Source organism: Rhizobium aethiopicum (assembly GCF_014197535.1).
Taxonomy (GTDB): Bacteria; Pseudomonadota; Alphaproteobacteria; order Rhizobiales; family Rhizobiaceae; genus Rhizobium; species Rhizobium aethiopicum_A.
This window is the reverse complement of record NZ_JACIFV010000003.1, coordinates 367,591-392,375: the sequence shown is the minus strand read 5'-3', so window position 1 is coordinate 392,375 and position 24,785 is coordinate 367,591. Positions and strand designations below refer to the sequence as shown.

The window sequence follows — 24,785 nt, the reverse complement described above, 5'->3', positions numbered from 1 at the left end:
TTAGGCCGACGGCCTAAAATCATCCTGTTCTTGGGATCATTTCACCGCGCCGGCCATCAGCCCGCGCATGTAGTAGCGTTGCAGGAGCAGGAAGACGATCAGGCAGGGGATCGTCATGACGACGACACCGGCCTGCACCGCTCCCCAGTTGATGGCGCCGAGCCGTCCGGCGCGAACCGCCGTCATCAGCACCGGCAGGGTGTATTTCTCATTGCTCGAGAGGAGCACGAGCGCGGCAAGAAACTCGTTCCAGGCATTGAGGAAGGCAAAGATCGCCACCGTCGCGACACCGGGCAACAACAGCGGCAGGAGAACCCGCGCCAGGAGCTTCAGATCGCGCGCGCCGTCGATGCGCGCGGCCTCCTCGATTTCCTTCGGCACGGCATCGAAAGCATTGCGCATCATGAAGACCGAGAAGGGCAGCTGCAGCGTCGCATAGACGAGCGTCAGCCCGAGCAGTGAATTGTTGAGGCCGAGTTTTGCCAGGATGATGAAGAGCGGCGTCAGGATCGACTGGAACGGGATCATCAAAGTGGCGATGATCAGCACGAAGAGTGCATTCTTCATCGGGAAGCGATAACGCGAGAAGCCATAGCCGGCGAGCAGGCTGACGAGGACGGTGAGCACCACGGTAGCGACCGAAACGAGCAGCGAATTGATCATGTGCTGCCAGATGCCGGCGCCGAACGTATCGAGTAGCGCATAGGCGTCGAAGCTGACGCCGGATGTCGGCCACGGCGGCAAGGGCGGCAGGCTGGCTTCGGCACCCGGCCGGAAGGAGGCGAGCAGCGTGATCGCGAAGGGCGCCAGAAAGAAGATCGAAATGGCGATGCCTGTCAGATGATAGGCCGACTTCGTGCGGATGGCCTTGCGGGCGCGGCGTTGCCTTGATGTCGTCATGAACGCTCCTCCCCGACGCGAAGCAGCCAGAGCTGCACGATGCTGATGGCGACCAGGATGGCGAGAAGGGCTATCGAGAGCGCTGCGCCATATCCGAGATTGAAGGAGACGAAGGACTGGTTGAAGATGTAATAGACCACCGAGATCATTTTGTTCTGCGGTCCACCCGCCGTCATGATGTAGAACTGGTCGAAAGCGAGGATCGAGCCGGTGACCGAGACGATCAGCGCCAGCGCGATCGTCTTGCGCATCAGCGGCAGCGTCAGATGCCGGAAACGCTGCCAGCGGCCGGCGCCGTCGATGCGGGCCGCCTCGGTCAGATCGGACGGAATGGCCTGCAGCCCGGTCAGCAGAATGATCATGGTGAAGCCGGCGATCTTCCAGACGACCATCACCACAACAGTCAGGAAGGCGGTGTCGAAGGTCGCAAGAAGATTGGGGCTCTTTTCCACAAGACCGAGCGCTTTCAGGGCGGGGCCGATGAAGCCGCTATCGACATTGGCGAGCCAGACCCAGAGCAGCGAGGCCGTGGCAAGGCCGACCACGACAGGCAGGAAGATGATCGTCCGGTAGGCGCTGACGAACTGCCGTTCCTTCTCGACGAAGATCGCCAGCGGAAAGGCGACGGCGAAGATCGCGATGGTGACGATCACGGTGTAATAGGCGGTGAAATTCAGCGCCGTCATGAAGCGAGTGTCGTTGACCATGCGGTAGTAATTGTTGAGGCCGATCCAGCGCGACGCTCCCATCAGCGGCCAGTTGTGCAGGCTCATCCATCCGGTGAAAAGAACCGGCATGACGAAGAAGACGATGACCAGCGCCATGGCAGGCGCGATGTAGAGAGGGCCGCGCCAGTTGGATCTGCGCCGCCGCCTCCGCCGAGGCAATAGGGTCTCTGAACCGGAACCGGTCATCAAACGCTCCGCATCTGTCTATGGAAGTTGGCCGGGAAGCTGCCACCGCTCCCCGGCCGCGGCCTTGGGAGAGTTATTGGCCGCTATCGATGATCGACTGCATTTCCGACTGGGCGCTGGAGAACGCACCGTCGACATCGTCGCCGAAGATCGCCGCGTTGGTGAAGCTTGCCCACGGACCGTTGGCGCTGTTGATCAGGTCGTTGAACTGCAGCGTATAGGGCGTCTTGGCGACACTGATCGCCTTCAGGCCGACCTGCATGCGCGGATCGAGACCTTCCAGCACCTTGTCGGCGATATCGCCGCGTGTCGGCAGGCTGCCATATTTCGCCATGATCTTCTGGCCGTCCATCGAATAGATATATTCGAGGAATTCCTTCACCGCGTCGATCTTCTTCGTTCCCTTGGTGATGACGAAATTGTCGCCACCGGCAAAGGAGGAAGGCTTGCCGTCGACGCCGGGAATGAGGGTCACGCCGAAATTGATCTCGGGATGCTGGGTCACCAGTGTGCCGATGGCAAAGGCGCCGAGGCTCTGCTGGCCGATCTTGCCGTTGGTGAAGGTCAGGAAGTTCGTACCGTTGTCGCTGGCCGCACCCGCCGGCACCAGGTCCTTCTTGACCATGTTGCGGTAGATGTCGACGGCCTTGCGCATCTGAGGCGTATCGAGCGTCGCTTTCTTGCTGTCGGCCGACAGGATATCGGCGCCGGCACCCCAGGTGAGCGGCGTGAAGGTGAAGATCATGCAGCCGCCGCAGCCGCCGCCGGAGAAATAGAAGCCATAAGTATCGTCACCGAGAGCCCGGATCTTCTCGGCATTGGCGGTGATTTCATCCCAGTTATCAGGCGCCTTTTCCGGGTCGAGGCCGGCCTTCTTGTAGAGATCCTTGTTCCAGGCGAAGACCGAGGTTTCCACAGAGAGCGGCAGGCCGTAGATCTTGTCCTGATAGGTGCCGAGGCGGACATGCGACGGCGACAGCGAGTTGAAATAGGGCAGCGACTTCGCCCAGTCCGTCAGGTCTTCCAGCTGCCCGGCCGCCGCAAAGGCTGGATTGTAGATGAGGTCCATCGACAGCGCATCCGGCGCCTGTCCGCCGGCAATTGCCGTCGCATATTTCTGCACCAGTTCGGAGAACGGCACTTCGGTCATCACGACCTTGTTCTCATGACTGGAATTATAGGCTTCGACGACTTTCTTGAAGGCGTCGCCGATCCCCGACCGGACCCACATTTCGACGTTTTCGGCAGCCGATGCAGCCGACACCAGGCACAAAGTAGCGATGCCGGTCGCCGCCAATAGACGCTTGATCATGACACTCCTCCCAATATGGCGCATCTCCTCGCGCCTTTGCTCATTTCCCTGATTCTTATTCCTCGGGGGTCCTACCCCCGCATGACCGCCGGACGACGAGCCGGCAGGGCAACTTCCTCACTCCCGGCTCGACAGGCCGTCCTTCCGCAAGCGCCAGCACCGTCAATCCGGCCTGCCGCCCGAGCTCCTTCAGCTCCATATCTACCGTCGTCAGCGGCGGCCGCGTCTGGGCCGCAACAATCTCCCAATTGTCAAAGCCGATCACCGAGACGTCCTGCGGCACCTTGACGCCGCGCTCGCGCAGCGCATCTACGGCGCCCCGGGCGATCTGGTCGTTGCCGCAGAAGAGCGCATCCGGCTTTTCCCCCGGCCTCTCCCAAAGCTGTTCCACCGCCTCATGGCCCCAGTTTTCCGACCAGACGCCATAGAGCACCGGCTCGCGGTGGCCCGCCACCTGATGATAGGCCCCGGCCCGCTCCCGCACCGAGAAGAAGTCCTCCGGCCCGGTAATATGCGCAATCCGCCGCCGCCCGATCGTCGCGAGCCATTCGACCGCCAGCCTCGCACCCTGCTCGTCGTCCGAACGAAAGGTAACGCTGTTCTGCGTCCCCTCGGTGAAGGCGTAGACGACAGGCACATGCAAATTCGACAGGTCGACAGGCAGACGCCTGTCCAGGCGCTTTCCCGTGGCGATGATGCCGTCGACCTGCTTGTCCAGCATCGCATCGACGTGGATCTGGGCGAGCGCCGGATCGTCTTCGATGGCGCACAGGAAAACCGAAACGCCATGATCGACGAGAGCGTCCGAAATACCCGCCATCACAGGCAGCGTGAAACGGCCGTAAGTGTCGTTGGTCAGCAGCCCGACGGTGAAGCTGCGTTTGCTGAGAAGCCCTCTTGCCAGCGCATTCGGCCGATATCCGATTTCGCCGGCAATCCGCTTCACCCGTTCGCGGGTTTCCGCTCCCATCCGGCCGGTGTCGTTGAGCGCCTTCGACGCCGTCGAAATGCTCACGCCAGCAGCCGACGCGACCTCATGGATGGTGATCCTGCCTCTTTTTCCTCCCGATATGTTCAGAACGTCCTCCTTCTGAATTGGCTTGAGAAAAGCTTTTACCAATCTTATTGTCAAGTGAGAAAAGGTTTTCTCATGCAATTCGAGAGACGGAACAGCGAGGCGTGAATTGCAGGAAGGAAGGCGTGGAAAAAGCCGATGCGAATCCATGAGAGCGGATTGCAATGCATCATTCATCGGCAGAGCGACAGGGCGGCGCTGGATAACCTTACCAGCTAATGAATGTGGAACGAACAATCGCCGTCGGAACCTCCGATCGAGGTTCTGATTCGCGGGATTAGAACCCGGGCGATCGTTGAAAGATCAGGCGACGTGCCTTGCCAGCGCGCAACGCGACCAGAGCGAATGCAGGGCGTCCACGAGATGGGCGATATCGGCGTCGGAATGCAGCGGTGTCGGGGTGATGCGCAGCCGCTCGGTCTTCTTCGGCACTGTGGGATAGTTAATCGGCTGGACATAGACGCCGCAATTGTCGAGCAAGAGGTCGGAGATCCACTTGCACTTGGCGGCATCGCCGACCATCACCGGCACGATGTGGCTGGGATTGTGCATATGCGGAATGCCGCGCTGATCGAGCAGCGAGCGTAATTTGCGCACCCGGTCCTGATGGCGGGCGCGCTCGAACTGGCTGACCTTCAGATGCTGGATCGAGGCGACCGCACCAGCGGCCAATGCCGGCGGCAGCGCCGTGGTGAAGATGAAGCCGGAGGCAAACGAGCGGATGAAGTCGCACAACGCCGCTGAGGCAGCGATATAGCCGCCCATCACGCCGAAGGCCTTGCCGAGTGTGCCCTCGATCACCGTCAGCCGATCCATCAGTCCCTCGCGCTCGGCAATGCCGCCGCCGCGGGGGCCGTACATGCCGACCGCATGCACCTCGTCGAGATAGGTCATCGCGCCGTATTTGTCGGCCAGATCGCAGATCTCCTTGATCGGGGCGATGTCACCATCCATCGAATAGACGCTCTCGAAGGCGATCAGCTTCGGCGCCTTCGGATCGGAGGCCGCAAGCTTGGCTTCGAGATCGGCGACGTCATTGTGTTTCCAGATCACCTTGTCGCATTTGGCATGACGAATGCCCTCGATCATCGAGGCATGGTTGAGCGCATCGGAGAAGATGATCAGGCCGGGAATTTTCGCGCCGAGCGTGCCGAGTGCGGCCCAGTTGGAGACATAGCCTGAGGTGAAGATCAGTGCCGATTCCTTGCCGTGCAGATCGGCAAGCTCACGCTCGAGCAGGACGTGGTAATGGTTGGTGCCAGAAATATTCCGGGTGCCTCCCGCACCCGCGCCACAGTGGTCGATGGCGGCCTTCATCGCCTCGATGACCTTCGGGTTCTGGCCCATGCCGAGATAGTCGTTGGAGCACCAGACCGTGACTTCCTTCTCGCCATCGGCCGTATGGCGCGTCGCACGTGGGAAGTTGCCGCGGTGACGTTCGAGATCGGCAAAAACGCGGTAGCGGCCCTCGGCATGAAGCCCGTCAAGCTCGTTTTTGAAAAATGCTTCGAAATCCATCATATGCTCCAGTATCACGCGGCCGTTCTTGCCGATCGGACGTCCGCGCGTCAATGCTTACCCTTTGGTTTAACATCAACTGCGGCAAAAGGCCCAGTTTTTTGAATGATTCCAGACAAAAAAATACGTGCGCCACAATCAATGGGGCCATGCGGCAAAAGCGCCCGACATAGGCGCAAATTCCGCAAGGCCCGCAACACCCCTTCAAAGCAAAAAAATCCGGACAGGAGTGGACAACCCTTTCTTCCGACATAGTTTTCGAGCTAGCGTGCCAAAAAAACAATAGGGACGGCCTATGCCCATTGGGCGATAACCCAGGAGAAAAGAGATGAAAAAAGCTGTCATACTCGCATTGATCGGCCTGTCGGTCGCAAGCTGCACACCGACGCAGCAGGGCGCCGGAATCGGTGCTGCATCCGGCGCAGTCATTGGCGGTGCAGTCACCGGCAATGTCCGAGGTGCTGCGGTCGGTGCCGCCATCGGCGGCGTGTCGGGGGCCTTGATCGGTAGCGTCGCGGAACAGCCCGGCCAGTGCTACTATCGCGACCGTTATGGTCGCCGTTATATCGACGCTTGCCCGCGCTGACAGCGCTGGCAAGACGCAAAATCAGGAAATCCCGGACACACATCCGGGATTTTTTGTACTGAATTAGCGCGTGGGCAATTTAAAATGGTACACCCTGCGCGATTTTGCCGCTAAGCTGTTCACGGCTGGGCAACGAAGCTTCATGTAGGCGTAACCAAAAGCAGCGGATGCGGATTAGAGGGACAAGTCCGAAAATAGGTACTGCGTATCGGCGAACAGGCACCATGATGGTGGTCGCAGCGGCAGCTGCTTTCTCACCGGTCCTGATCGGCGATGCTTACGCCTTCAAGCTTTTCGGCATCACCATCTTCGGCAAGGAGGAGGACGAGAGCGAACAGGTGCCCGATCCGGTGCGCTATCACGTCGACCTCAAGGCCGACACCGCCGATCCCGATCTTAAGGAAGCGCTCGAAAACAGCTCCCGCCTCGTCAGCGACCAGAAACAGCCCGTCTCCGGCGATCTCGGCATCGTCGTCAAGGCCCGTGACGACCGCGAGCGGCTGATCGCCACCCTGTATGAAAAAGCCCGTTACGGCGGCGTGGTGACGATCGCCATCGATGGCAAGGATATCGACGACCTGCCGCCCAATCCGACATTCGACCGCTCCGGGCCGGTCCCCGTCACCGTCAATATAACACCCGGCCCTGTTTTCAGGGTCAGAGAGGTGCAATTCGGCGGCGACGCCGCGGATCGCAATCCCGCCGATTACGACCTTGCCCCCGGCGCCGAGGCCGGCTCGCTCGCCATCATTAAGGCCGGCGACAAGATTGTCGAACAGTTGAAAAGCGAAGGCCGGCCCTTTGCCAAATTGACCGAACGCAAGGTCGTCGCCGATCACAGGAGCGATACGGTCGACATCGTGCTTGCTGCCGAAGGCGGGCCTGTCGCCCCGATCGGCGATGTCGGGGTCACCGGCGAAAAAACCGTGCGGCCAGGTTTTATCCAGCGTTATTCCCGGCTGAACAAAGGGGACGCCTATTCGCCGGAAAGGCTGAAGAAGGCCGGCGAGCGGCTTCGCGCCCTCGGCGTCTTTTCGAGCGTCACCATTCATGAGGGCGATGCGCTGGCGCCTGATGGTACGCTGCCGATGACGATCGAGGTGTCCGAAGGCAAGAGGCGCTATTTCGGCGTCGGCGCGCAATATTCCACCACCGACGGCCTCGGCATCCAGGGCTATTGGGGCCACCGCAACCTGTTCGGCGAGGCCGAGACGCTGAGGATCGAAGGCTCGGTCTCGCGGCTCGGCGAAGCCACCGATGTCGGCAGCCTCGACTATTCCGCCGGCATCCTCTTCACCAAGCCCGGCGCCTTCTTCCCGGCCGCCACGCTGAAGGCCGGTATCGTCGCCAAGACCCAGAATCCGGACGCTTATAACGCGACGCTCGTCACCGCCTCGTTGGGCCTTTCCTATGAACTGACCGAGAAGGACACGGTGTCGGCGAGCGGCGAAGTCAGCTGGGAGCGCGATGACGACGCCTTTGGCACCAATGACTATCTGACCATCGCCCTCCCGCTTCAATATGATCGTGACGCACGCGACGACAAGTTCAATCCGACCGAAGGCTATCGCGCGACAGCCTCGGCAAAGCCCGGCTACGAGGTATTCAACGCCACACCCTATGCGGCGTTCGAGGGCTCGATCTCCGGCTATCTACCGTTCGGCGCTGAAGATCGCCTCGTGCTTGCCGGCAAGGTCGCCGCCGGCGTGCTGATCGGCGGCGGCGGGATCGAGGACATTCCTGCCACGCAGCGCTTTTTCGCCGGCGGCGGCGGTTCGGTGCGGGGATACAGTTATCAGGAAATTTCGCCTTACAATGACAATGGCGATGCCACCGGCGGCCGCTCCTATGTGACGGGGTCGCTGGAGGCCCGCTTCAAGATCACAGATACGATCGGCCTCGTGCCCTTCATCGATGTCGGCACCGTATCGGACAGCACCTTCCCGGGTTTTTCCGATATCCGCGCGGGCGCCGGCGCGGGAATACGATATGCCACACCTTTCGGGCCGCTGCGGCTTGATTTTGCCGTGCCGCTGAACAAGTACGAAGATGGCACAGATTATGGAATTTATGCCGGCATCGGCCAATCCTTCTAGGGTTGCCGCTTTTGGTTCTTTCCGATCGATGGGCCGCATGAAAACGGGGTAGTCCGCGCCGATGCAAACGCTGGCAAAAATCGTCAACTGGATTGTGCGGGTCACCGGCTATGCCGTAGGCGCCATTTTGATTCTCGCTGTGGCGGCGCTCGCGATCTTCGGCTTCACCTCCTTTGGCGCCCGCATCGTCACCGAAAGGATCGCCTCCACCCTTTCCAACCGCGACATGACGATCGAGGTGCGCGAACCGGAAGGCCTTTTGACCGGCGGGCTTCGCGCCGCCGAAATCTCCCTATCCGACACGAGGGGCGTTTTTGCGGAAATCCACGGTGTGGCAATCGATTGGAACCCGCTGGCGCTGCTGACGGGAACATTCCACGCCAAACGTTTCCAGATCGACACGATCAACGTGCTGCGCAAGCCGGTGCGCACCCTGCCTTCGCGGCCCGGCGCCGAAAATTCCGGCGGCTTCGCACTTCCGGTCAAGATCGATGTCGACCATGTGGCCCTGCCCGATATCAAACTGGCCGAAGCTTTTGCCGGGCGGGCCTTCGCGCTCGCCGCCGACGGCAGCCTTTCGGCGGATGGCGACGGCGGCGAAGCGATGGTCAATGTCAGCCGCCACGCGGTTCCGGATGCGCGCCTTACTGCCGATATCGCCTACGCGCCGGCCGAAAACCGGCTGCGGCTGAAGGCGCAGCTTGCCGAGCCGAAGGGTGGGCTGTTGGCGGGCTTCCTCGGCCTGCCTGGCAATCCTGCCGTCAACATCGACCTCGACGGCCAGGGACCGATATCCGACTGGACAGGCAAGATACAGGCTGCGCTCGACGGGCAACAGCGCGCTGCAATCGAGGGCCGGCATGCGATTGGCGCAGAGGGGCTGCACCATCTCGATCTCAAGGGTGGCGGTGACCTGAGCTCGCTTCTTCCCGCGGCATTCCGGCCGCTTTTCGCCGGCCAGACCAATATCGACCTTGCCGCCACCTTCGACGACCACGGCAAGATCGATATCCAGACCGGCAATATCGCCACCGGCAGCGTCGTCATCGCCGCATCGGGAGCGCTTGATCCGGCCGGCAACAACAGCCTGAACGCCAATCTGCTCGGCACATCCGGCCCCGTCGATTTCCGCTGGCCGCTCGCCGAAGGCGAAGCGCGCTTCCTGATATCGGGCCTCAACCTGGCTCTGACAGGCGACGCGCAGGCCGCCCGACTGAGCCTCAGCGGCTCGCTCGACAGCGCAACCCTGCCGCAGGCCGATATCGGCAACGTCAAGCTGACGGCAAAGAGCGACGCCTTTAATCTTGCCGCCCGTTCCGGCAGCGTTCAGCTGCGCCTCGTAGCCGGCGACGCGACCTTTGCCGAACCGAACCTCAATCGCGCAGTTCAAGGCCCTATCACCATCGCCTCGCCGCTCCAGATTTCGTCGGGCGACATCGGCTTCAACGGCACCACCGTCGAAAGCGCCAATATCAACGGCAGCCTCAACGGCTCCTATCGGCTGGCGGACCGCGCGCTGACCGGCAATGTCAAGGTGAGTGTCGAACCGGCGGCCCTGCCGTCCGCGGCGACGAGCAGGTTCGATCAGCCGATCTTGCTCGAAAGCCAGGTGACCGGCACGATCCCGTCGAAATTCGCGCTGTCCAATCTCGTCCTGAAATCCGGCACGCTTGAAGCGGCCGGCAACGTCGCGCTCGACGGTTCGATGTTGAACGCCGATCTTTCAGGTCGGCTGCCCGATGTCGGCAAGCTGATGACGAGCGCGAGTGGCGGCGCCGGTTACGCGCTGAGGATCGGAGGCGAACTGCCGGCGATCTCCGTGACCGCCAATATCAAGGCTCCCAGCCTGCAGATGGCTGATCGCGCGCTCGCCAACCTCAATATCGATCTGTCGGGTGTCGCCGATCCCAAGGCGCCGCAGGGGAAGTTTGCGGCCACCGGCACGATCGACGGACAGCCGATCGGCATCAACGGCGACATCCGTTCTGAGAACGGCAAGACGAGCATTCCCGCACTGACCGCCGATGTCGGCGGCAACCGGCTGACCGGCAAGCTGGAGCTTTCGCCCTCCCTGACGCCCTCGGGCGCATTGACCTTCGATTTTCCCAAGCTCGGCTTGCTGGCTGCGCTCGGCGGCCAGAAAGCCGAAGGAGATCTCAAGGGTTCGCTCGGCATCGAGAGCGACGGCGGCAAGATCGCGCTCAAGCTCATTGCATCAGGCGCCTCGATCCGCCGCGATACGCTGGCGATCGTCAAGCCGGATATCGACCTCACGGTCAGCGATCTCAGCGCCCTTGCGGCAAACGGCACAATCCGCGCCGAAGAGTTGGCTGCCGGAGAAAACAGGCTCGCCGGCCTTTCGCTCGATTTCACCAGGCAGCAGAACCGAACCGATTTCGATCTTAACGCCGCCTATGACGGCAATCCGGTGCTGGCCGCCGGCAATATCCAGGCGCCAGGCGGCACGATCGCGGTAAACCTTGACCGCTTCTCGGCCAGCCCCCGCAACATCCCGGTCGAGCTTGCCGCACCGACTGAGGTCACGATCGGCGGCGGCACCGCCAGTCTGAACGGACTGACGCTGAAAACAGGCACCGGTTCGGTGAGCGTCACCGGCTCCGTCGGCGAGACGCTGAAGCTGAATGCCGACATCCATGAACTGCCAGCAGCGCTGGCCAATGGTTTCGTGCCGAACCTTTCGGCCGGCGGCACGATCTCGGGAACGATTGCCGTGACGGGAACGCCGGCAGCACCCATCGCCGATTTCAAACTCGACTGGAAGGATGCGACGACAGGGCAGCTTAAGGGCGCGGGCCTGGCACCGCTCGGCATCACCGCCAGCGGTAAATTTGCCGACAAGAAGCTCGATTTCGATACGACGATCGGCGGGGCCGACGGCCTTTCCCTCAAGGCTGGCGGCGACGTCGGGCTCGCTGATCCGGCGGCGCCGGTGTTCGATATCGACGCCGATATCCTCAACCTGCCGGCGCAGGTCGCCAATGGTTTCGTTTCCGATCTCGCCGCCGAAGGCGCGATCACGGGAAAGGTGACTGCCGCCGGTTCCCTTAAGGCTCCAACCGCCAATTTCGACCTCGCCTGGAAAAGTGCTGCGACGCGCCACACGAAGCGCGCCGGCCTCGCGGCTCTTGATGTGACCGCGTCCGGCAAATTCGCGGACAACAAGCTCGATTTCGACGCTGCAGCCATCGGCGCCGACAGACTCTCGGTCAAGGCAAACGGCAACATGGATATCGCCGGGACGACGATCGGCGACGTCAAGGTCGGCGCAACACTGGACAATATCCCGGCAGCGATTGCCAACGGCTTCGTCCCCGATCTCGCAGCGGAAGGCGCGATCTCCGGAACCGTCGCGGCCAGCGGGTCGCTTGCAGCCCCGACCGCCGATTTCGATCTCCATTGGCTAAACGCCGCGACGCGCCACACACAACGGGCCGGCCTCGCCGGTCTTGGCGTCACCGCGTCCGGAAAGTTCGCCGACAACAAGTTTGATTTCGACGCCGCGGTTGCCGGCGCCAACCACCTCTCGCTGAAGGCGAACGGCAATGTCGCCGTTACCGGCACGACGATCGGCACCGTCGCGGCCGATGCGACGCTGGCAAATATCCCGGCAAGCCTGGCAAACAGCTTCGTCGCCGATCTCGCCGCCGAAGGCACGGTCTCGGGGAGGGTTTCGGCTGCCGGCTCGCTTTCCGCCCCGACCGCCAATTTCGATTTCAATTGGAAAGACGCTGCGACGAGCCACACGAAGCGTGCCGGCCTTGCCACACTCGACATGACCGCATCGGGGAAATTTGCCGATAACAAGCTGGATTTCAACGCGGCGGCCGGTGGCGATCAAGGTCTCTCATTGAAGGCCACGGGCAATGTCGCTCTCGCCGGTACGGCAATCGACAGCGTGAAGGTCGATGCCGAAATCGCCAAACTCCCCGCCGCTCTCGCCAATGCCTTCGTCCCCGATCTGGCGGCCGGCGGCATGATATCCGGCACGCTCTCGGCAGCCGGAACACCCGCTGCACCCAAGGCCGATTTCAAGCTCGACTGGGCGGACGCCGCAACCAGCCACACCAGAAGCGCGCATCTTTCCGGCCTCGCGCTTGCCGCATCGGGACATCTTGCCGACAACAAGCTCGACTTCAACGCCAATCTTGGCGGCCAGGACGGTCTCTCACTGAATGCCGCGGGCAATGTGGCGATATCGGGTACCTCGGTCCGCAACATTGACGTCAAAGCCGATCTCGCCAATCTGCCCGCGGGCCTTGCCAACGGCTTCGTTCCCGGTCTTGCCGCGGAGGGCACCGTGTCGGGAACGGCATCCGCCTCAGGAGCGCTGCCCAAACCCGCTGTCGATTTCAAGCTCGATTGGAAGAACGCCGCCACCGCCCAGACCAGGAGCAGCGGCTTGTCGGGCCTGAGTGCCGCGGCCTCCGGCAAGTTCGTCAATGACAGGGTCGACTTCGATGCCAGCCTTGCCGGCAAGGAGGGCACGTTGGCCAAGGCGGCGGGTGGCGTAACGATCGCGGGAAAGGCCATACGCGATCTTTCGATCAATGCCGATATTCCGGCGCTGCCGGCAAATATCGCCAATGCCTTTGTTCCCGGCCTCGGTGCCGAAGGCACACTGTCGGCGAGCGCCCAGACATCGGGAACGCCCGCCGACCCGATCATCGATTTCAAGCTGAACTGGAAAGATGCCGCGACCAGCCACACCAAGGCCGCCGGCCTCTCCCGCCTTGCCTTGGCGGCGACGGGAAAATATGCCGGCGACCGACTGGATTTCGATGCCGACCTCAGCGGCAGTGGCGGCATTTCGCTGAAAGCCACCGGTAATCTTTCCATTGCAGGCACTACGATCCGATCGATCGACGTCACCGCGAACGCTGCCAATGTTCCGGCCGCCATCGCCAACGGCTTTGTTCCGGGCATCGGAGCCGAAGGTACGATCACGGCAACGGCCAAGGCGACGGGCGCGCTGTCCTCGCCCGCCGTCGATTTCAAGGTCGACTGGAAAAATGCCGCGACGAGCCAGACGAAAGGCGCCGGTCTTTCGTCATTCAGCATCGGGGCATCCGGCAAGCTTGCCGACAACAGGCTGACGGTCGATACCAGCCTTGCCGGCGACGCCGGCATGTCGCTGAAAGGCGGCGGTAGCGTCGTGATATCGGGCAACCGCGCCATCGACATGCGCTTCAACGGCAATGTTCCCTTCGCCGTACTTGGTGCCCCGCTCGCACAGCAGGGCTTTGTCGCCGACGGCGTCGCCAGCGTCGATCTTAAGATTGGCGGAACGGCCGCGGCACCCGTCATTAACGGCACTGTCTCGACATCAGGCGCCAAGCTCGTCGACGTCAGGCGCAATCTTGCCGTCAACAATCTCGCAGCCACCGTCACCTTCAATGGCAACCAGGCCGTCATCTCGCGCCTCAGCGGCAATCTTGGCGGCGGCGGCACGATTTCGGCAAGCGGCACCATCGGCATCCAGCCCGCCGGCGGTTTTCCCGCCGACATCTCGATCAAGCTCGACAAGGCCGTCTATGTCGACGGAACGCTTGTTGTCTCGACTGTCAACGGGACGGTGGGCCTGCGCGGGCCGATCATGAGCGCAACGCTGAGCGGCAAGCTCCGGCTGGACAAGACCTCGATCACTGTCCCGGAGAGATTGCCGACCTCGCTGCGCGAAATCGACATCCGGCATAAGAATGCACCGCGAGCGGTGCTGGCGCAGCTGCGCGCTGACGGCGAGCGAAAGCCGGGCGAGAAGTCCTCCGTTATCACGCTCGACCTCGAAATCGATGCGCCCTCGCAGATCTTCGCGCGCGGCCGCGGCATCGATGCCGAGCTCGGAGGTCTCGTGACGATCCGCGGAACGGCGGCAGCACCCATCGTCACCGGCGGCTTTACCATGCGCCGCGGCCGGCTGACCATTCTCAACCGCCGTCTGAACTTCTCCGACAAGAGCAGGATCACCTTTGCCGGCGACCTGACGCCGGCGCTCGACATGGAAGCGACCTCCACCTCCGGCACGACGACCCTGACGGTCGATGTCTCAGGCCTTGCCACCGATCCTTCGATCACCTTTTCCTCCTCGCCCCAGCTGCCGCAAGACGAGGTGCTGGCGCAGCTGATCTTCGGTCAGTCGATGTCGAAGCTGTCGCCGGTGCAGATCGCCCAGCTCGCCGATGCGGTCAGCCAGCTGGCCGGCAACCGCTCCACCTCGCTTTTCGAGGGCCTGCGCAACCAGCTCGGCGTCGACGATTTCGACATCAGCACCGACGCGAAGGGCCAGACGAGCGTCAGCGTCGGCCGCTATCTCAACGACCGTACCTATTTCGAATTGCAGCAGGGCGGCTCGGCCGGCGCCAAGGCAATCATCAATCTCGATGTCGGCCGCGGCGTCAAATTGCGGGGAGCCGCCGGCGGGAATGGCGCCGGCGAAGCGGGCATCGTCTATGAACGGGAATATTAAAGCAGCTTAGAAACCCGTCTTGCTCGTTTTAAGAAGAATGTTGGTCTCGGTCGAATTGATGCCGTTGATCAACCTGATTCGACGCAGCGTCTCGTCAAAGGCGGCAAGATCGCGGTCCTCCAGTTCGGCGACGAAATCCCATTTGCCGTTGGTGCTGTGAAGCGCCCGCACCTGCGGCAAGCCCCTGAGCTGATCGGCCACCCGGTCGGCGAGCTTGCCGAGCACCTCGATCATGACGATCGCGCGCACGCCGGCGGATCGCGTCTCGTGACTGGTGCGGATGGTGAAGCCGACGATGGTGCCGCCGGCGACCAGCCGGTCGATACGGGCGGCGACCGTTGCCCGCGATGCACCGGTCATTGCCGCGAGCGAGGAGACGGACATGCGAGCATTGTGGCGAAGCGCACTCAGAAGTTCGGTATCGAGATCGTCCACGTCGAACACTTTGTCAAAATAGCTTTATCAATCTGCGCAATCATAATCCATTTCTGGCACTTTTCCATCTTTTTGCCGCCAGCCCTTTATCCCACTATCGGCCGAAAACAGGCCTCAAACGGAGCCCTCGAATGAATGCGCAATCGCGATCTGTCACCCTCATCGGCGCACCCTTGGAAGAAGGTTCGGGTCGCAGAGGCGCCGCCATGGGCCCTGCCGCCCTGCGGATCGCCGGCGTCGACCAGACCCTAATTGATCTCGGCCACGACGTCGCCGATATCGGCGATCTCTCTGTCGTGCCGGCGATGGATCTGCCGAATCATCCGAAAGCCCATAATCTGAGGATCGTCGGTGCCTTCACCCGCGCATTGGAAAGCAGCGTCTATGACGTCGCCGCCGCCGGCCGCTTTCCGCTGATTCTCGGCGGCGATCACAGCCTGTCGATGGGCAGCGTCTCCGGCATGGCGCGTTATGCCGCCAGCAAGGAGCGCCCGCTCTTCGTGCTCTGGCTCGATGCCCATGCCGATTTCAACTCTCCGGCAACATCACCCTCCGGCAATATTCACGGCATGCCTGTTGCCTTCTTCTGCGGCGAGGCGGATTTCGCCGAAATCCTCCCGAAGGACCGGCCCTTCGTCGACCCGAAGAATGTCTTCCAAGTCGGTATCCGTTCGGTCGATGCGCGCGAGCGCGAGGAAATCCATGAACACGGCGTCAACGTCTTCGACATGCGGGCGATCGACGAGCAGGGCATCGGCGCCATCATGCGCGAGATTCTCGCTGTTGTCGCCAAGGCCAACGGCCTGCTGCATGTCAGCCTCGATCTCGACTTCCTCGATCCCGACATCGCGCCCGGAGTCGGCACGACGGTGCCTGGCGGTGCGACCTTCCGCGAAGCGCATCTTGTCATGGAAATGCTTTCCGACAGCGGCCTCGTCTCGTCGCTCGATCTCGTCGAGCTCAATCCGTTCCTCGATGATCGCGGCAAGAGCGCCCGTATACTGGTGGAACTGACGGCAAGCCTCTTCGGCCGCCGCATCTTCGATCGTCCGACACGCGCCGCATAGACAAGCTGAGGGAGAAGCGCCATGAACACTTCGGAAAAACTGATCGCAACGGAACAGCGACTCGGCGCCCACAACTATAAGCCGCTCGACGTGGTGCTGACGCGTGGCGAAGGCGTGTATGTCTGGGATACCGACGGCAATCGTTATCTCGATTGCCTCTCGGCCTATTCTGCCGTCAATCAGGGCCATTGCCACCCGAAGATCCTCGCCGCCATGGTCGAACAGGCGGGCAGACTGACGCTCACATCCCGCGCCTTCCGCAACGATCAGCTCGCCCATCTCTACGAGGAGCTTGCGGCGCTGACGGGCTCGCACAAGATCCTGCCGATGAATTCCGGCGCCGAGGCTGTGGAGACCGCCATCAAGGCGGTGCGCAAATGGGGTTACGAGGTCAAGGGCGTTCCTAAAGGAAATGCGGAAATCATCGTCTGCGCCGACAATTTCCATGGCCGCACGCTGAGCATCATCAGTTTCTCCACAGATCCCGACGCCCGCACCGGCTTCGGCCCCTACACGCCGGGCTTCCGCATCATTCCCTTCGGCGACGCCGAGGCATTCGAGGCCGCGATCAACGGCAATACCGTGGCAGCCCTGATCGAGCCGATCCAGGGCGAAGCCGGCGTCATCATCCCGCCGGCCGGTTATTTCACCCGCATCCGCGAGCTCTGCACCGACAACAACGTCACTCTGATCCTCGATGAGATCCAGACCGGCCTCGGCCGTACCGGCAAGCTGCTGGCGGAGGAGCACGAAGGCATAGAGGCCGATGTGACGCTGATCGGCAAGGCGCTTTCCGGCGGCTTCTATCCCGTATCCGCCGTCCTTTCCAATTCCGAGGTGCTGGGCGTGCTGAAGCCTGGCCAGCACGGTTCGACCTTCGGCGGCAATCCGCTCGCCTGCGCGGTGGCGCGCACGGCCCTCAAGGTGCTCGTGGAGGAAGGCATGATCGAGAACGCCGCCGCGATGGGCGATTATTTCCTCGAAGGCTTGAGGTCGATCCGCTCCAACATTGTCAGAGATGTACGTGGCCGTGGCCTGATGATGGCGATCGAGCTGGAGCCCGAAGCCGGCGGCGCGCGGCAATATTGCCATGCGCTGAAGGAGCGCGGCCTTCTCGCCAAGGACACCCATGACCACACGATTCGCCTCGCTCCGCCACTTGTTATAACGAGGGAGCAGGTCGATTGGGCCGTCTCGCAGATCGAAATGACGATCGGCTGAAGTAGAGCGAGGCGGAAAAGCTTCACACTCCCGTTCCCGATTTAGATTTGGGCAACACTCTTCCGTTAATGTCGTCGCTAACCGTAACGATGCTTTGAGTGCAAAGTCATCGCGTGGTGTGAAGGCAAAGCTCGTCCGCGCCAATGGTGGCGCACCCGCTTCTGCTTTGGCTTACGACAGTTGGGAAGAATTCTAATGGCCACGATCAATTCCACTAGCTTCAGCGGCGATACGCTCGAGATCATTGCCTTCCGCCTCCATGATCAGGAATTTTGCGTCAAGACCACGACCATCCGCGAAATCCGCGGTTGGGCGCCCTCGACCCCGATCCCGCATTCGCCGGCCGATGTTATCGGTGTCATGAACCTGCGTGGTTCGGTCATCCCGATCATCGATCTCGCCTATAAGCTCGGCATGAAGAGTACGGTTGCCAACGAACGCAGCGCCATCGTGGTCGCCGAAGTTCATAGCATGGTCATCGGCATGCTCGTGGACCGCGTCTCGGATATTCTCACCATCTCGTCCAGCCAGGTCCAGCCGGTGCCTGAGGTGACCGCCTCCTTCGACCGCGCTTTCTGCGAGGGCATCATCGCTTCGGAAAACGGCATGATCTGCTTCCTGAACCTTGCCAAGATGTTCAAGGAAAACGAGACGGATGAACTGGCCGCCTGATCTGCCAGAACGATTGGATATCGGAAAACCGCCGCTCCCGGCGGTTTTTTATTGCTCGTTAGGAAATTTAGGCTTGCAGCGGTCGGTCTCGTCGGCCGGACCGGTCAACCGCCTCAGGCGCGCAAAGGAGGCTGTAAAACTTCGAACTTCCGTTTTTAAATCGATTAGATTTCGACGTATGCAGTGGCGCATGCGCAGGCAGTTTGCTGCGCCCCCGGCAGACGCCACTTTGGATTACCGGACCTGGTTTGCCTCCGCCTCCGGCTTGCGGATCATGGGAGCGGCCTGAAGCACGAGAGCATCCAGACCGTTTTCCTCCTTTTCGAGAATTTCAAACAATTGCCGCCGCATGCGCGGCTCCCAGAATTTGTTGATGTGCGTGGCGACGCCTTGTGCGGCCTCGTTTTGCGGCTGGCTTTTGAAAAAGGTGGCGATCTGATTTGCCATATAGACAAGCTTGGTTTTGGTATCATGCGACATCGGCGATACTTCCGGGCGAGATGCGGTGCGGGTGTGTGAAAATCTCGAAATCTTCGCCGCGCACCAGCGCGACGAGCGTCATGCCGGCCGCTTCGGCCGTGCGGATGGCAAGGGCCGTCGGCGCTGAAATGGCGATAAGTGCGGGGCTGCCGAGGATCGCCGCCTTCTGCACCATTTCGACCGACAGCCGGCTGGTGACGACGACCGCGCCGTTCCCGCCACTTTCGCCGGCGCGGATGACGGCGCCGCAGAGTTTGTCCAGCGCGTTGTGGCGACCGACATCTTCGCGAACCGCAATCAGCCCGCCGCCGGGAAGGTAGAATCCAGCGCCATGGACGGCCCGCGTCTCCCGATGCAGCGGCTGCGCCTCGTTCAGAAGCGAAACGGCCCGAACGATATCCGCATGAGACAGCATCAACGGCGATGCCGAGACATCGGGCACCGGCCGCACCGCCTGTTCGATCGATTCGATCCCACAGAGCCCGCAGCCAACCGGTCCGGCCATGCTGCGGCGGCGGGCCTGCAGCCGATCGGCGACGTCGTCGGCAAGGCTAACCTGCACGTCGATGCCCTGCCCACCCGCGACGATCTCGACGGCGGATATCTCCGCCGGCTTGGCAATAATTCCTTCCGTTAGGCTGAAGCCGACGGCGAAATCCTCAAGATCCGCCGGTGTCGCCATCATCACCGCATGCGAACTGCCGCCATAGGAAAAGGCGATCGGCACTTCCTCGGGCACGATGCGCGAACCGCTGTGCATGACGCCGTTGCGGCGGGCGGTTTCGGGAGCACGGGCCGTGGTGGCGAAAGTCATCACAGACGCCTCCTCTTCTCCCCGAGGGGAGAAGGAAGAACCTCGCCGACAACGCCAAATCGCCCCGGCATCGTCACTCCGCCGCTTCGAGCTTGCCGGCGATGCGGCGCGATTGCCGTGCCTGCTCGTCATATTCGAGCTGCCACTCGCTCGGTCCGTTCGACGGCGAGACCTGCACCGCTGTCACCTTATACTCCGGGCAGTTGGTCGCCCAATCGGAAAAGTCGGTGGTGATGACGTTGGCCTGCGTATTGGGATGATGGAAGGTCGTATAGACGACACCGGGCGCGACACGATCGGTGATCAACGCCCGGAGCGTGGTGTCGCCGGAGCGGCTGGCGAGCTTCACCCAATCGCCATCGCGGACGCCGCGCTGTTCGGCATCGTGCGGGTGGATCTCCAGCCGGTCTTCCGCGTGCCAGACGACGTTCTCCGTCCGGCGTGTCTGCGCTCCGACATTATACTGGCTGAGGATGCGGCCCGTGGTGAGCAGCAGCGGGAAGCGCGGGCCGGTGCGCTCGTCGGTCGCCACATATTCAGTGCGGATGAACTTGCCCTTACCGCGCACGAAACCGTTGACATGCATGATCGGCGAGCCGAGCGGGTTCTTCTCGTTGCAGGGCCACTGCACCGAGCCCATCTTGTCGAGGTAATCGTAGGACACAAGCGCGAAACTCGGCGTCGTCGCGGCAATCTCGTCCATGATCTCGGACGGATGGGCATAATTCCAGTCGAGCCCCATGGTCTGGGCAAGCTTCTGCGTCACCTCCCAATCGCCATAACCGTTGCGCGGCGTCATTACCTTGCGCACGCGGTTGATGCGTCGCTCGGCATTGGTGAATGTGCCGTCCTTCTCGAGGAAGGTCGAACCGGGCAGGAAGACATGGGCGTAGTTGGCGGTTTCGTTGAGGAACAGGTCCTGCACGACGACGCATTCCATTGCCGCAAGGCCTGCCGCGACATGTTTCGTGTCGGGATCGGATTGGAGAATGTCCTCGCCCTGGACGTAAAGGCCTTTGAAGGAGCCGTCGACCGCCGCATCAAGCATATTCGGAATGCGCAGGCCCGGCTCGTCGCTGAGCTTCACACCCCAGAGCTTTTCGAAGATGTCGCGCGTGGCATCGTCGGAAATATGCCGGTAGCCGGGCAGCTCGTGCGGGAAGGAACCCATATCGCAGGAGCCCTGCACATTGTTCTGGCCGCGCAGCGGGTTCACGCCGACGCCGGGACGGCCAATATTGCCGGTCGCCATCGCCAGATTGGCAATCGCGATGACCGTCGTCGAACCCTGGCTGTGTTCGGTGACACCGAGGCCGTAATAGATCGCACCATTGCCGCCCTTGGCATAGAGCCTTGCCGCACCGCGCAGATCCGCCGCCGGCACGCCGGTGAAAACCTCCGTCGCTTCGGGACTATGTTGCGGTTCGGCGACGAAGGCCGCCCAGTCCTCGAATTCCGACCAGTCGCAGCGCTCGCGGATGAATGCCTCGTCGTAGAGCCCTTCGGTGACGATCACATGCGCCAACGCCGTCATGACCGCGACATTGGTGCCCGGCTTCAGCGGCAGGTGGTAGGAAGCCTCGACATGTGGCGACCGGACGATATCAGTGCGGCGCGGATCGATGACGATGAGCTTCGCCCCCTGACGCAGCCGCTTCTTCAGCCGCGAGCCGAACACCGGATGGCCGTCCGTCGGATTGGCGCCGATGATGACGACGACATCGGATTGTTCCACGCTGTCGAAATTCTGTGTGCCGGCCGAGGTTCCGAATGTCTGGCCGAGACCGTAGCCAGTCGGGGAATGGCAGACGCGGGCGCAGGTATCGACATTGTTGTTGCCGAAACCGGCGCGGACCAGCTTCTGCACCAGATAGGTTTCCTCATTGGTGCAGCGCGAGGAGGTAATGCCGCCGATCGCGTCGCGCCCATATTGATACTGAATGCGGCGGAACTCCGACGCCACATGCGCGAAGGCCTCGTCCCAGCTCACCTCCCGCCAGGGATCGCTGACCTTTTCGCGGATCATCGGGTTGAGAATGCGGTCCTTGTGTGTGGAATAACCGTAGGCGAAGCGGCCTTTGACGCAGGAATGGCCGCGATTGGCTTGTCCGTCCTTCCACGGCACCATGCGCACCAGTTCCTCCCCGCGCATCTCCGCCTTGAAGGAGCAGCCGACACCGCAATAGGCGCAGGTGGTGACGGCCGAATGCTCCGGCTGGCCGATCTCGATCACCGATTTCTCCGTCAGCGTCGCCGTCGGACAGGCCTGGACGCAGGCGCCGCAGGAAACACATTCGGAATCCATGAAATTCTCATGCATGCCGGGTGACACGCGGGAGCCAAAACCACGCCCTTCGATCGTCAGCGCGAAGGTGCCCTGCACTTCCTCGCAGGCGCGCACGCAAAGCGAACAGACAATGCATTTGGAGGGATCATAGGTGAAATATGGATTGGACTCGTCCTTCGGCATCCATTTCAGATTAATGTCGCCGTTGCTGCGCGCCTGGACGTGATTGTCGCCCTCATAGCCGTAGCGCACGTCGCGCAGGCCGACAGCACCGGCCATATCCTGCAACTGGCAATCGCCATTGGCAGCGCAGGTGAGACAGTCGAGCGGATGATCGGAAATATAAAGCTCCATCACACCGCGGCGGATATCCTTCAATCGTCCCGTCTGCGTGTGAACCACCATGTTTGCCGCCACCGGCGTCGTGCAGGAGGCCGGCGTGCCGGCGCGGCCCTCGATCTCGACGAGACAGAGTCGGCAGGAGCCGAAGGCATCGACCATGTCGGTGGCGCAGAGCTTCGGCACCTCGATGCCGGCTTCCATCGAGGCCCGCATGATAGAGGTGCCCTCCGGCACGCTGATCTGCTGCCCGTCAATGGTGAGCGTCACCATGGTTTCGGATTTCGAAGCGGGAGTGCCGTAGTCGATTTCATGGATGAGAGACATGGATTGCACCTCCGCTAGATTTCAGTATCGGGCGCCTTGAGGCATGCCGCTCATCCGCCTGCCGGCACCTTCTCCCCGCAAGCGGGGCGAAGGGGTATGCCGCACCACCTTCACTCGATACGCGCCCTCGTGGCACGTCCCCTCTCCCCGCAGGCGAGGAGCGGGTTAGGGTGAGGGGCAACTTCGAATAAAAAACCATTACTCAGCCGCCTCCACGACCGGTGCCGGCGAAAAATCTTCCGGGAAATGCGTCATGGCGCTCATCACCGGATAGGGCGTGAAGCCGCCAAGCGCACAGAGCGACCCGAATTTCATGGTATTGCAGAGATCGCCAAGCAGTACCCGGTTCTTCTCCGGCTCGATGCCGCGCGCGATCTTGTCGACCGTCTCGACGCCGCGCGTCGAACCGATGCGGCAGGGCGTGCATTTGCCGCAGCTTTCGACGGCACAGAATTCCATGGCGAAACGCGCCTGTTTCAGCATGTCGGCGGTGTCGTCGAAGACAACGATGCCGGCGTGGCCGATCAGCCCGTCCTTGGCGGCGAAGGCCTCGTAGTCGAAAGGCGTATCGAACAGCGCCCGCGGGAAATAGGCGCCGAGCGGCCCGCCGACCTGAACCGCCTTGACCGGCCGACCACTCCTCGTGCCGCCGCCGATCCTGTCGACGATCTCACCGAGTGAAAGACCGAAGGCGGTCTCATAGAGACCGCCATATCTGACATTGCCGGCGATCTGCAGCGGAATGGTGCCGCGCGAGCGGCCCATGCCGAAATCGCGGTAGAAGGCGGCGCCCCTTTCCATGATGACGGGTACCGATGCGAGCGAGATCACATTGTTGATGACGGTCGGGCAGTCGAACAGGCCCTTATGCGCCGGCAGCGGCGGCTTGGCGCGCACGATCCCGCGCTTGCCTTCGAGACTGTTCAAGAGAGCCGTTTCTTCACCGCAGACATAGGCGCCGGCGCCGGTGCGCACCTCAATATCGAAGGCGCGGCCCGAGCCAAGCACCGACGGGCCGAGAATGCCGGCCTGTCTGGCGATGCCGATCGCCTCGCTCATCACCGCGATCGCATGCGGATATTCCGAACGGGTGTAGACGAACCCCTTCGTCGCATCGGTCGCAAGCCCCGCAATCGCCATGCCTTCGATCAGCACGAAGGGATCGCCTTCCATGATCATCCTGTCGGCAAAGGTGCCGCTATCGCCCTCATCGGCGTTGCAGACGATATATTTGCGTTCGCCGCTGGCATCGAGAACGGTCTTCCACTTGATGCCGGTGGGAAAACCGGCACCGCCGCGTCCGCGCAGGCCGGAATCGGTGACTTCCTTGACCACTTCGGCGGGCGTCATAGAAACGGCGCGGCGAAGGCCGGCAAGGCCGCCATGCGCCTCGTAATCGCCGAGCGAAAGCGGATCGGTGACGCCACAGCGGGCGAAGGTCAGGCGGGTCTGTTCCTTCAGAAACGGGAGGTCTTCAACCTCCCCGAGACAGAGCGGGTGTCCGCCGCTGTTCATCATTCCGGCGTCGAACAGAGCAGGCACATCCTTTGCCTTCACCGGCCCGTAGCCGATGCGCTTGCCGGCGGCCTCGACTTCGACCAGCGGCTCCAGCCAGAACATTCCGCGCGAGCCGTTGCGCACGATCTCTGCATCGAAGCCGCGGGCGGCGATCTCCTGGGCAATCGCCTTTGCCACCTTTTCGGCCCCAAGCGCCAGCGCAGCGGCATCGCGCGGAACATAAATCTTGACTGTCATCGACGTGTCTCCGCAACGAGTTCCGCGACCAGCTGATCGTCGAGCCGGCCATAAACCTCGCCGTCGAGCATCGCCGACGGGGCGCAGGCACAAAGGCCGAGACAGTAGACCGGCTCCAGCGTCACGGTGCCGTCGAGCGTCGTCTGATGAAAATCGATACCGAGCAGCGCCTTGACGCGTTCAGCCAGCGCGTCGCCGCCCGTCGACTGGCAGGCCTCGGCGCGACAGAGCTTCAGCACATGGCGGCCGGCGGGATGGTCGCGATAATCGTGATAGAATGTCATCACCCCGTGCACTTCGGCGCGCGAGAGGTTCAGTTCTTCCGCGATCACAGGCAGGGCTTCCTGCGGCACATAACCGAATTCTCGCTGAACCTCGTGAAGAATGGGAAGCAGCGGTCCTTCAAGGAAGCGAAGGTCGGCGACGATGGTACGCGTACGCGCTGCGATATCGCCTGCGGCGATATGAATGGTCATCAGGCAGCCCTCCCGGCGGCTCGCTCG

Annotated in this window: 17 protein-coding genes; 6 read left to right on the top strand and 11 right to left on the bottom strand. The window is 62.1% G+C overall.

Features of this window, described 5'->3' with window-relative positions:
* Positions 1-36: 36 nt before the first annotated feature.
* The 5 genes from GGD53_RS07325 to hemA all read right to left on the bottom strand — a co-directional run bounded on the left by GGD53_RS07325 (position 37) and on the right by hemA (position 5,719).
* Positions 37-900, bottom strand: coding sequence for a carbohydrate ABC transporter permease (locus GGD53_RS07325; RefSeq protein WP_184454829.1), 864 nt, complete (start codon positions 898-900; stop codon positions 37-39).
* Positions 897-1,814, bottom strand: a complete 918-nt coding sequence (locus GGD53_RS07320) for a carbohydrate ABC transporter permease (RefSeq protein WP_184454828.1) — start codon at positions 1,812-1,814, stop codon at positions 897-899. Before GGD53_RS07320 ends, GGD53_RS07325 begins: the two co-directional genes overlap by 4 nt.
* A gap of 73 nt (positions 1,815-1,887) precedes the next feature.
* Positions 1,888-3,126, bottom strand: a complete 1,239-nt coding sequence (locus GGD53_RS07315) for an ABC transporter substrate-binding protein (protein ID WP_184454827.1) — start codon at positions 3,124-3,126, stop codon at positions 1,888-1,890.
* A gap of 55 nt (positions 3,127-3,181) precedes the next feature.
* Complete coding sequence (locus GGD53_RS07310; protein ID WP_184454854.1) at positions 3,182-4,198, bottom strand: LacI family DNA-binding transcriptional regulator; 1,017 nt, start codon at positions 4,196-4,198, stop codon at positions 3,182-3,184.
* A 306-nt stretch (positions 4,199-4,504) separates the two neighbouring features.
* Positions 4,505-5,719: a 5-aminolevulinate synthase gene (gene hemA / locus GGD53_RS07305; RefSeq protein ID WP_184454853.1), complete on the bottom strand. Its 1,215-nt coding sequence runs from the start codon at positions 5,717-5,719 to the stop codon at positions 4,505-4,507.
* Positions 5,720-6,047: 328 nt separating this feature from the next.
* Between hemA and GGD53_RS07300 the strand changes: the two genes are divergently transcribed.
* The 3 genes from GGD53_RS07300 (at position 6,048) to GGD53_RS07290 (ending at position 14,885) form a co-directional block, all read left to right on the top strand.
* The gene (locus GGD53_RS07300) at positions 6,048-6,305 is read left to right on the top strand and encodes a YMGG-like glycine zipper-containing protein (protein WP_011427043.1); all 258 of its coding nucleotides are present in this window, start codon (positions 6,048-6,050) and stop codon (positions 6,303-6,305) included.
* Positions 6,306-6,472: 167 nt separating this feature from the next.
* Positions 6,473-8,401 (top strand): autotransporter assembly complex protein TamA, encoded by a 1,929-nt coding sequence (locus GGD53_RS07295; protein ID WP_184454826.1) that lies wholly within the window; start codon positions 6,473-6,475, stop codon positions 8,399-8,401.
* Positions 8,402-8,462: 61 nt separating this feature from the next.
* Positions 8,463-14,885, top strand: a complete 6,423-nt coding sequence (locus GGD53_RS07290; RefSeq protein ID WP_184454825.1) for a translocation/assembly module TamB domain-containing protein — start codon at positions 8,463-8,465, stop codon at positions 14,883-14,885.
* Positions 14,886-14,891: 6 nt separating this feature from the next.
* Here GGD53_RS07290 and GGD53_RS07285 read toward each other — a convergent pair whose 3' ends face one another.
* Positions 14,892-15,329, bottom strand: coding sequence for an Lrp/AsnC family transcriptional regulator (locus GGD53_RS07285; RefSeq protein WP_184454824.1), 438 nt, complete (start codon positions 15,327-15,329; stop codon positions 14,892-14,894).
* Between the two features lie 122 nt (positions 15,330-15,451).
* Here GGD53_RS07285 and rocF point away from each other — a divergent pair, with 122 nt between their 5' ends.
* From rocF to GGD53_RS07270, 3 genes are all read left to right on the top strand, one after another.
* On the top strand, positions 15,452-16,387 hold the full coding sequence (gene rocF / locus GGD53_RS07280; protein WP_184454823.1) for an arginase: 936 nt from the start codon (positions 15,452-15,454) through the stop codon (positions 16,385-16,387).
* A gap of 21 nt (positions 16,388-16,408) precedes the next feature.
* A complete protein-coding gene (gene rocD / locus GGD53_RS07275) occupies positions 16,409-17,608 on the top strand; it encodes an ornithine--oxo-acid transaminase (RefSeq protein WP_184454822.1) in 1,200 nt (399 codons plus the stop codon).
* 195 nt (positions 17,609-17,803) lie between these two features.
* Positions 17,804-18,280, top strand: coding sequence for a chemotaxis protein CheW (locus GGD53_RS07270; protein ID WP_064707940.1), 477 nt, complete (start codon positions 17,804-17,806; stop codon positions 18,278-18,280).
* Between the two features lie 234 nt (positions 18,281-18,514).
* Here GGD53_RS07270 and GGD53_RS07265 read toward each other — a convergent pair whose 3' ends face one another.
* The 5 genes from GGD53_RS07265 to GGD53_RS07245 form a co-directional block, all read right to left on the bottom strand.
* Positions 18,515-18,760 carry a formate dehydrogenase subunit delta gene (locus GGD53_RS07265; RefSeq protein ID WP_184454821.1) on the bottom strand — a complete coding sequence of 82 codons (246 nt, stop codon included), beginning with the start codon at positions 18,758-18,760 and terminating at the stop codon, positions 18,515-18,517.
* Positions 18,750-19,574, bottom strand: a complete 825-nt coding sequence (fdhD, locus tag GGD53_RS07260) for a formate dehydrogenase accessory sulfurtransferase FdhD (RefSeq protein ID WP_184454820.1) — start codon at positions 19,572-19,574, stop codon at positions 18,750-18,752. The genes GGD53_RS07265 and fdhD overlap by 11 nt, the downstream gene beginning before the upstream one ends.
* 73 nt (positions 19,575-19,647) lie before the next feature.
* Entirely contained in the window at positions 19,648-22,527 is a 2,880-nt protein-coding gene (gene fdhF / locus GGD53_RS07255) for a formate dehydrogenase subunit alpha (protein ID WP_184454819.1), read from the bottom strand.
* Positions 22,528-22,725: 198 nt separating this feature from the next.
* A complete protein-coding gene (locus tag GGD53_RS07250; protein ID WP_184454818.1) occupies positions 22,726-24,282 on the bottom strand; it encodes a formate dehydrogenase beta subunit in 1,557 nt (518 codons plus the stop codon).
* A complete protein-coding gene (locus tag GGD53_RS07245) occupies positions 24,279-24,758 on the bottom strand; it encodes a formate dehydrogenase subunit gamma (RefSeq protein WP_184454817.1) in 480 nt (159 codons plus the stop codon). The genes GGD53_RS07250 and GGD53_RS07245 overlap by 4 nt, the downstream gene beginning before the upstream one ends.
* Positions 24,759-24,785: the final 27 nt, after the last annotated feature.

Coding starts and splice junctions, on each gene's coding strand:
- GGD53_RS07325 (WP_184454829.1), bottom strand. CDS start 900: ATGACGACATCAAGGCAACGCCGCGCCCGCAAGGCCATCCGCACGAAG.
- GGD53_RS07320 (WP_184454828.1), bottom strand. CDS start 1,814: ATGACCGGTTCCGGTTCAGAGACCCTATTGCCTCGGCGGAGGCGGCGG.
- GGD53_RS07315 (WP_184454827.1), bottom strand. CDS start 3,126: ATGATCAAGCGTCTATTGGCGGCGACCGGCATCGCTACTTTGTGCCTG.
- hemA (WP_184454853.1), bottom strand. CDS start 5,719: ATGGATTTCGAAGCATTTTTCAAAAACGAGCTTGACGGGCTTCATGCC.
- GGD53_RS07300 (WP_011427043.1), top strand. CDS start 6,048: ATGAAAAAAGCTGTCATACTCGCATTGATCGGCCTGTCGGTCGCAAGC.
- GGD53_RS07295 (WP_184454826.1), top strand. CDS start 6,473: ATGCGGATTAGAGGGACAAGTCCGAAAATAGGTACTGCGTATCGGCGA.
- GGD53_RS07290 (WP_184454825.1), top strand. CDS start 8,463: ATGCAAACGCTGGCAAAAATCGTCAACTGGATTGTGCGGGTCACCGGC.
- rocF (WP_184454823.1), top strand. CDS start 15,452: ATGAATGCGCAATCGCGATCTGTCACCCTCATCGGCGCACCCTTGGAA.
- rocD (WP_184454822.1), top strand. CDS start 16,409: ATGAACACTTCGGAAAAACTGATCGCAACGGAACAGCGACTCGGCGCC.
- GGD53_RS07270 (WP_064707940.1), top strand. CDS start 17,804: ATGGCCACGATCAATTCCACTAGCTTCAGCGGCGATACGCTCGAGATC.
- GGD53_RS07265 (WP_184454821.1), bottom strand. CDS start 18,760: ATGTCGCATGATACCAAAACCAAGCTTGTCTATATGGCAAATCAGATC.
- fdhD (WP_184454820.1), bottom strand. CDS start 19,574: ATGACTTTCGCCACCACGGCCCGTGCTCCCGAAACCGCCCGCCGCAAC.
- fdhF (WP_184454819.1), bottom strand. CDS start 22,527: ATGTCTCTCATCCATGAAATCGACTACGGCACTCCCGCTTCGAAATCC.
- GGD53_RS07250 (WP_184454818.1), bottom strand. CDS start 24,282: ATGACAGTCAAGATTTATGTTCCGCGCGATGCCGCTGCGCTGGCGCTT.
- GGD53_RS07245 (WP_184454817.1), bottom strand. CDS start 24,758: ATGACCATTCATATCGCCGCAGGCGATATCGCAGCGCGTACGCGTACC.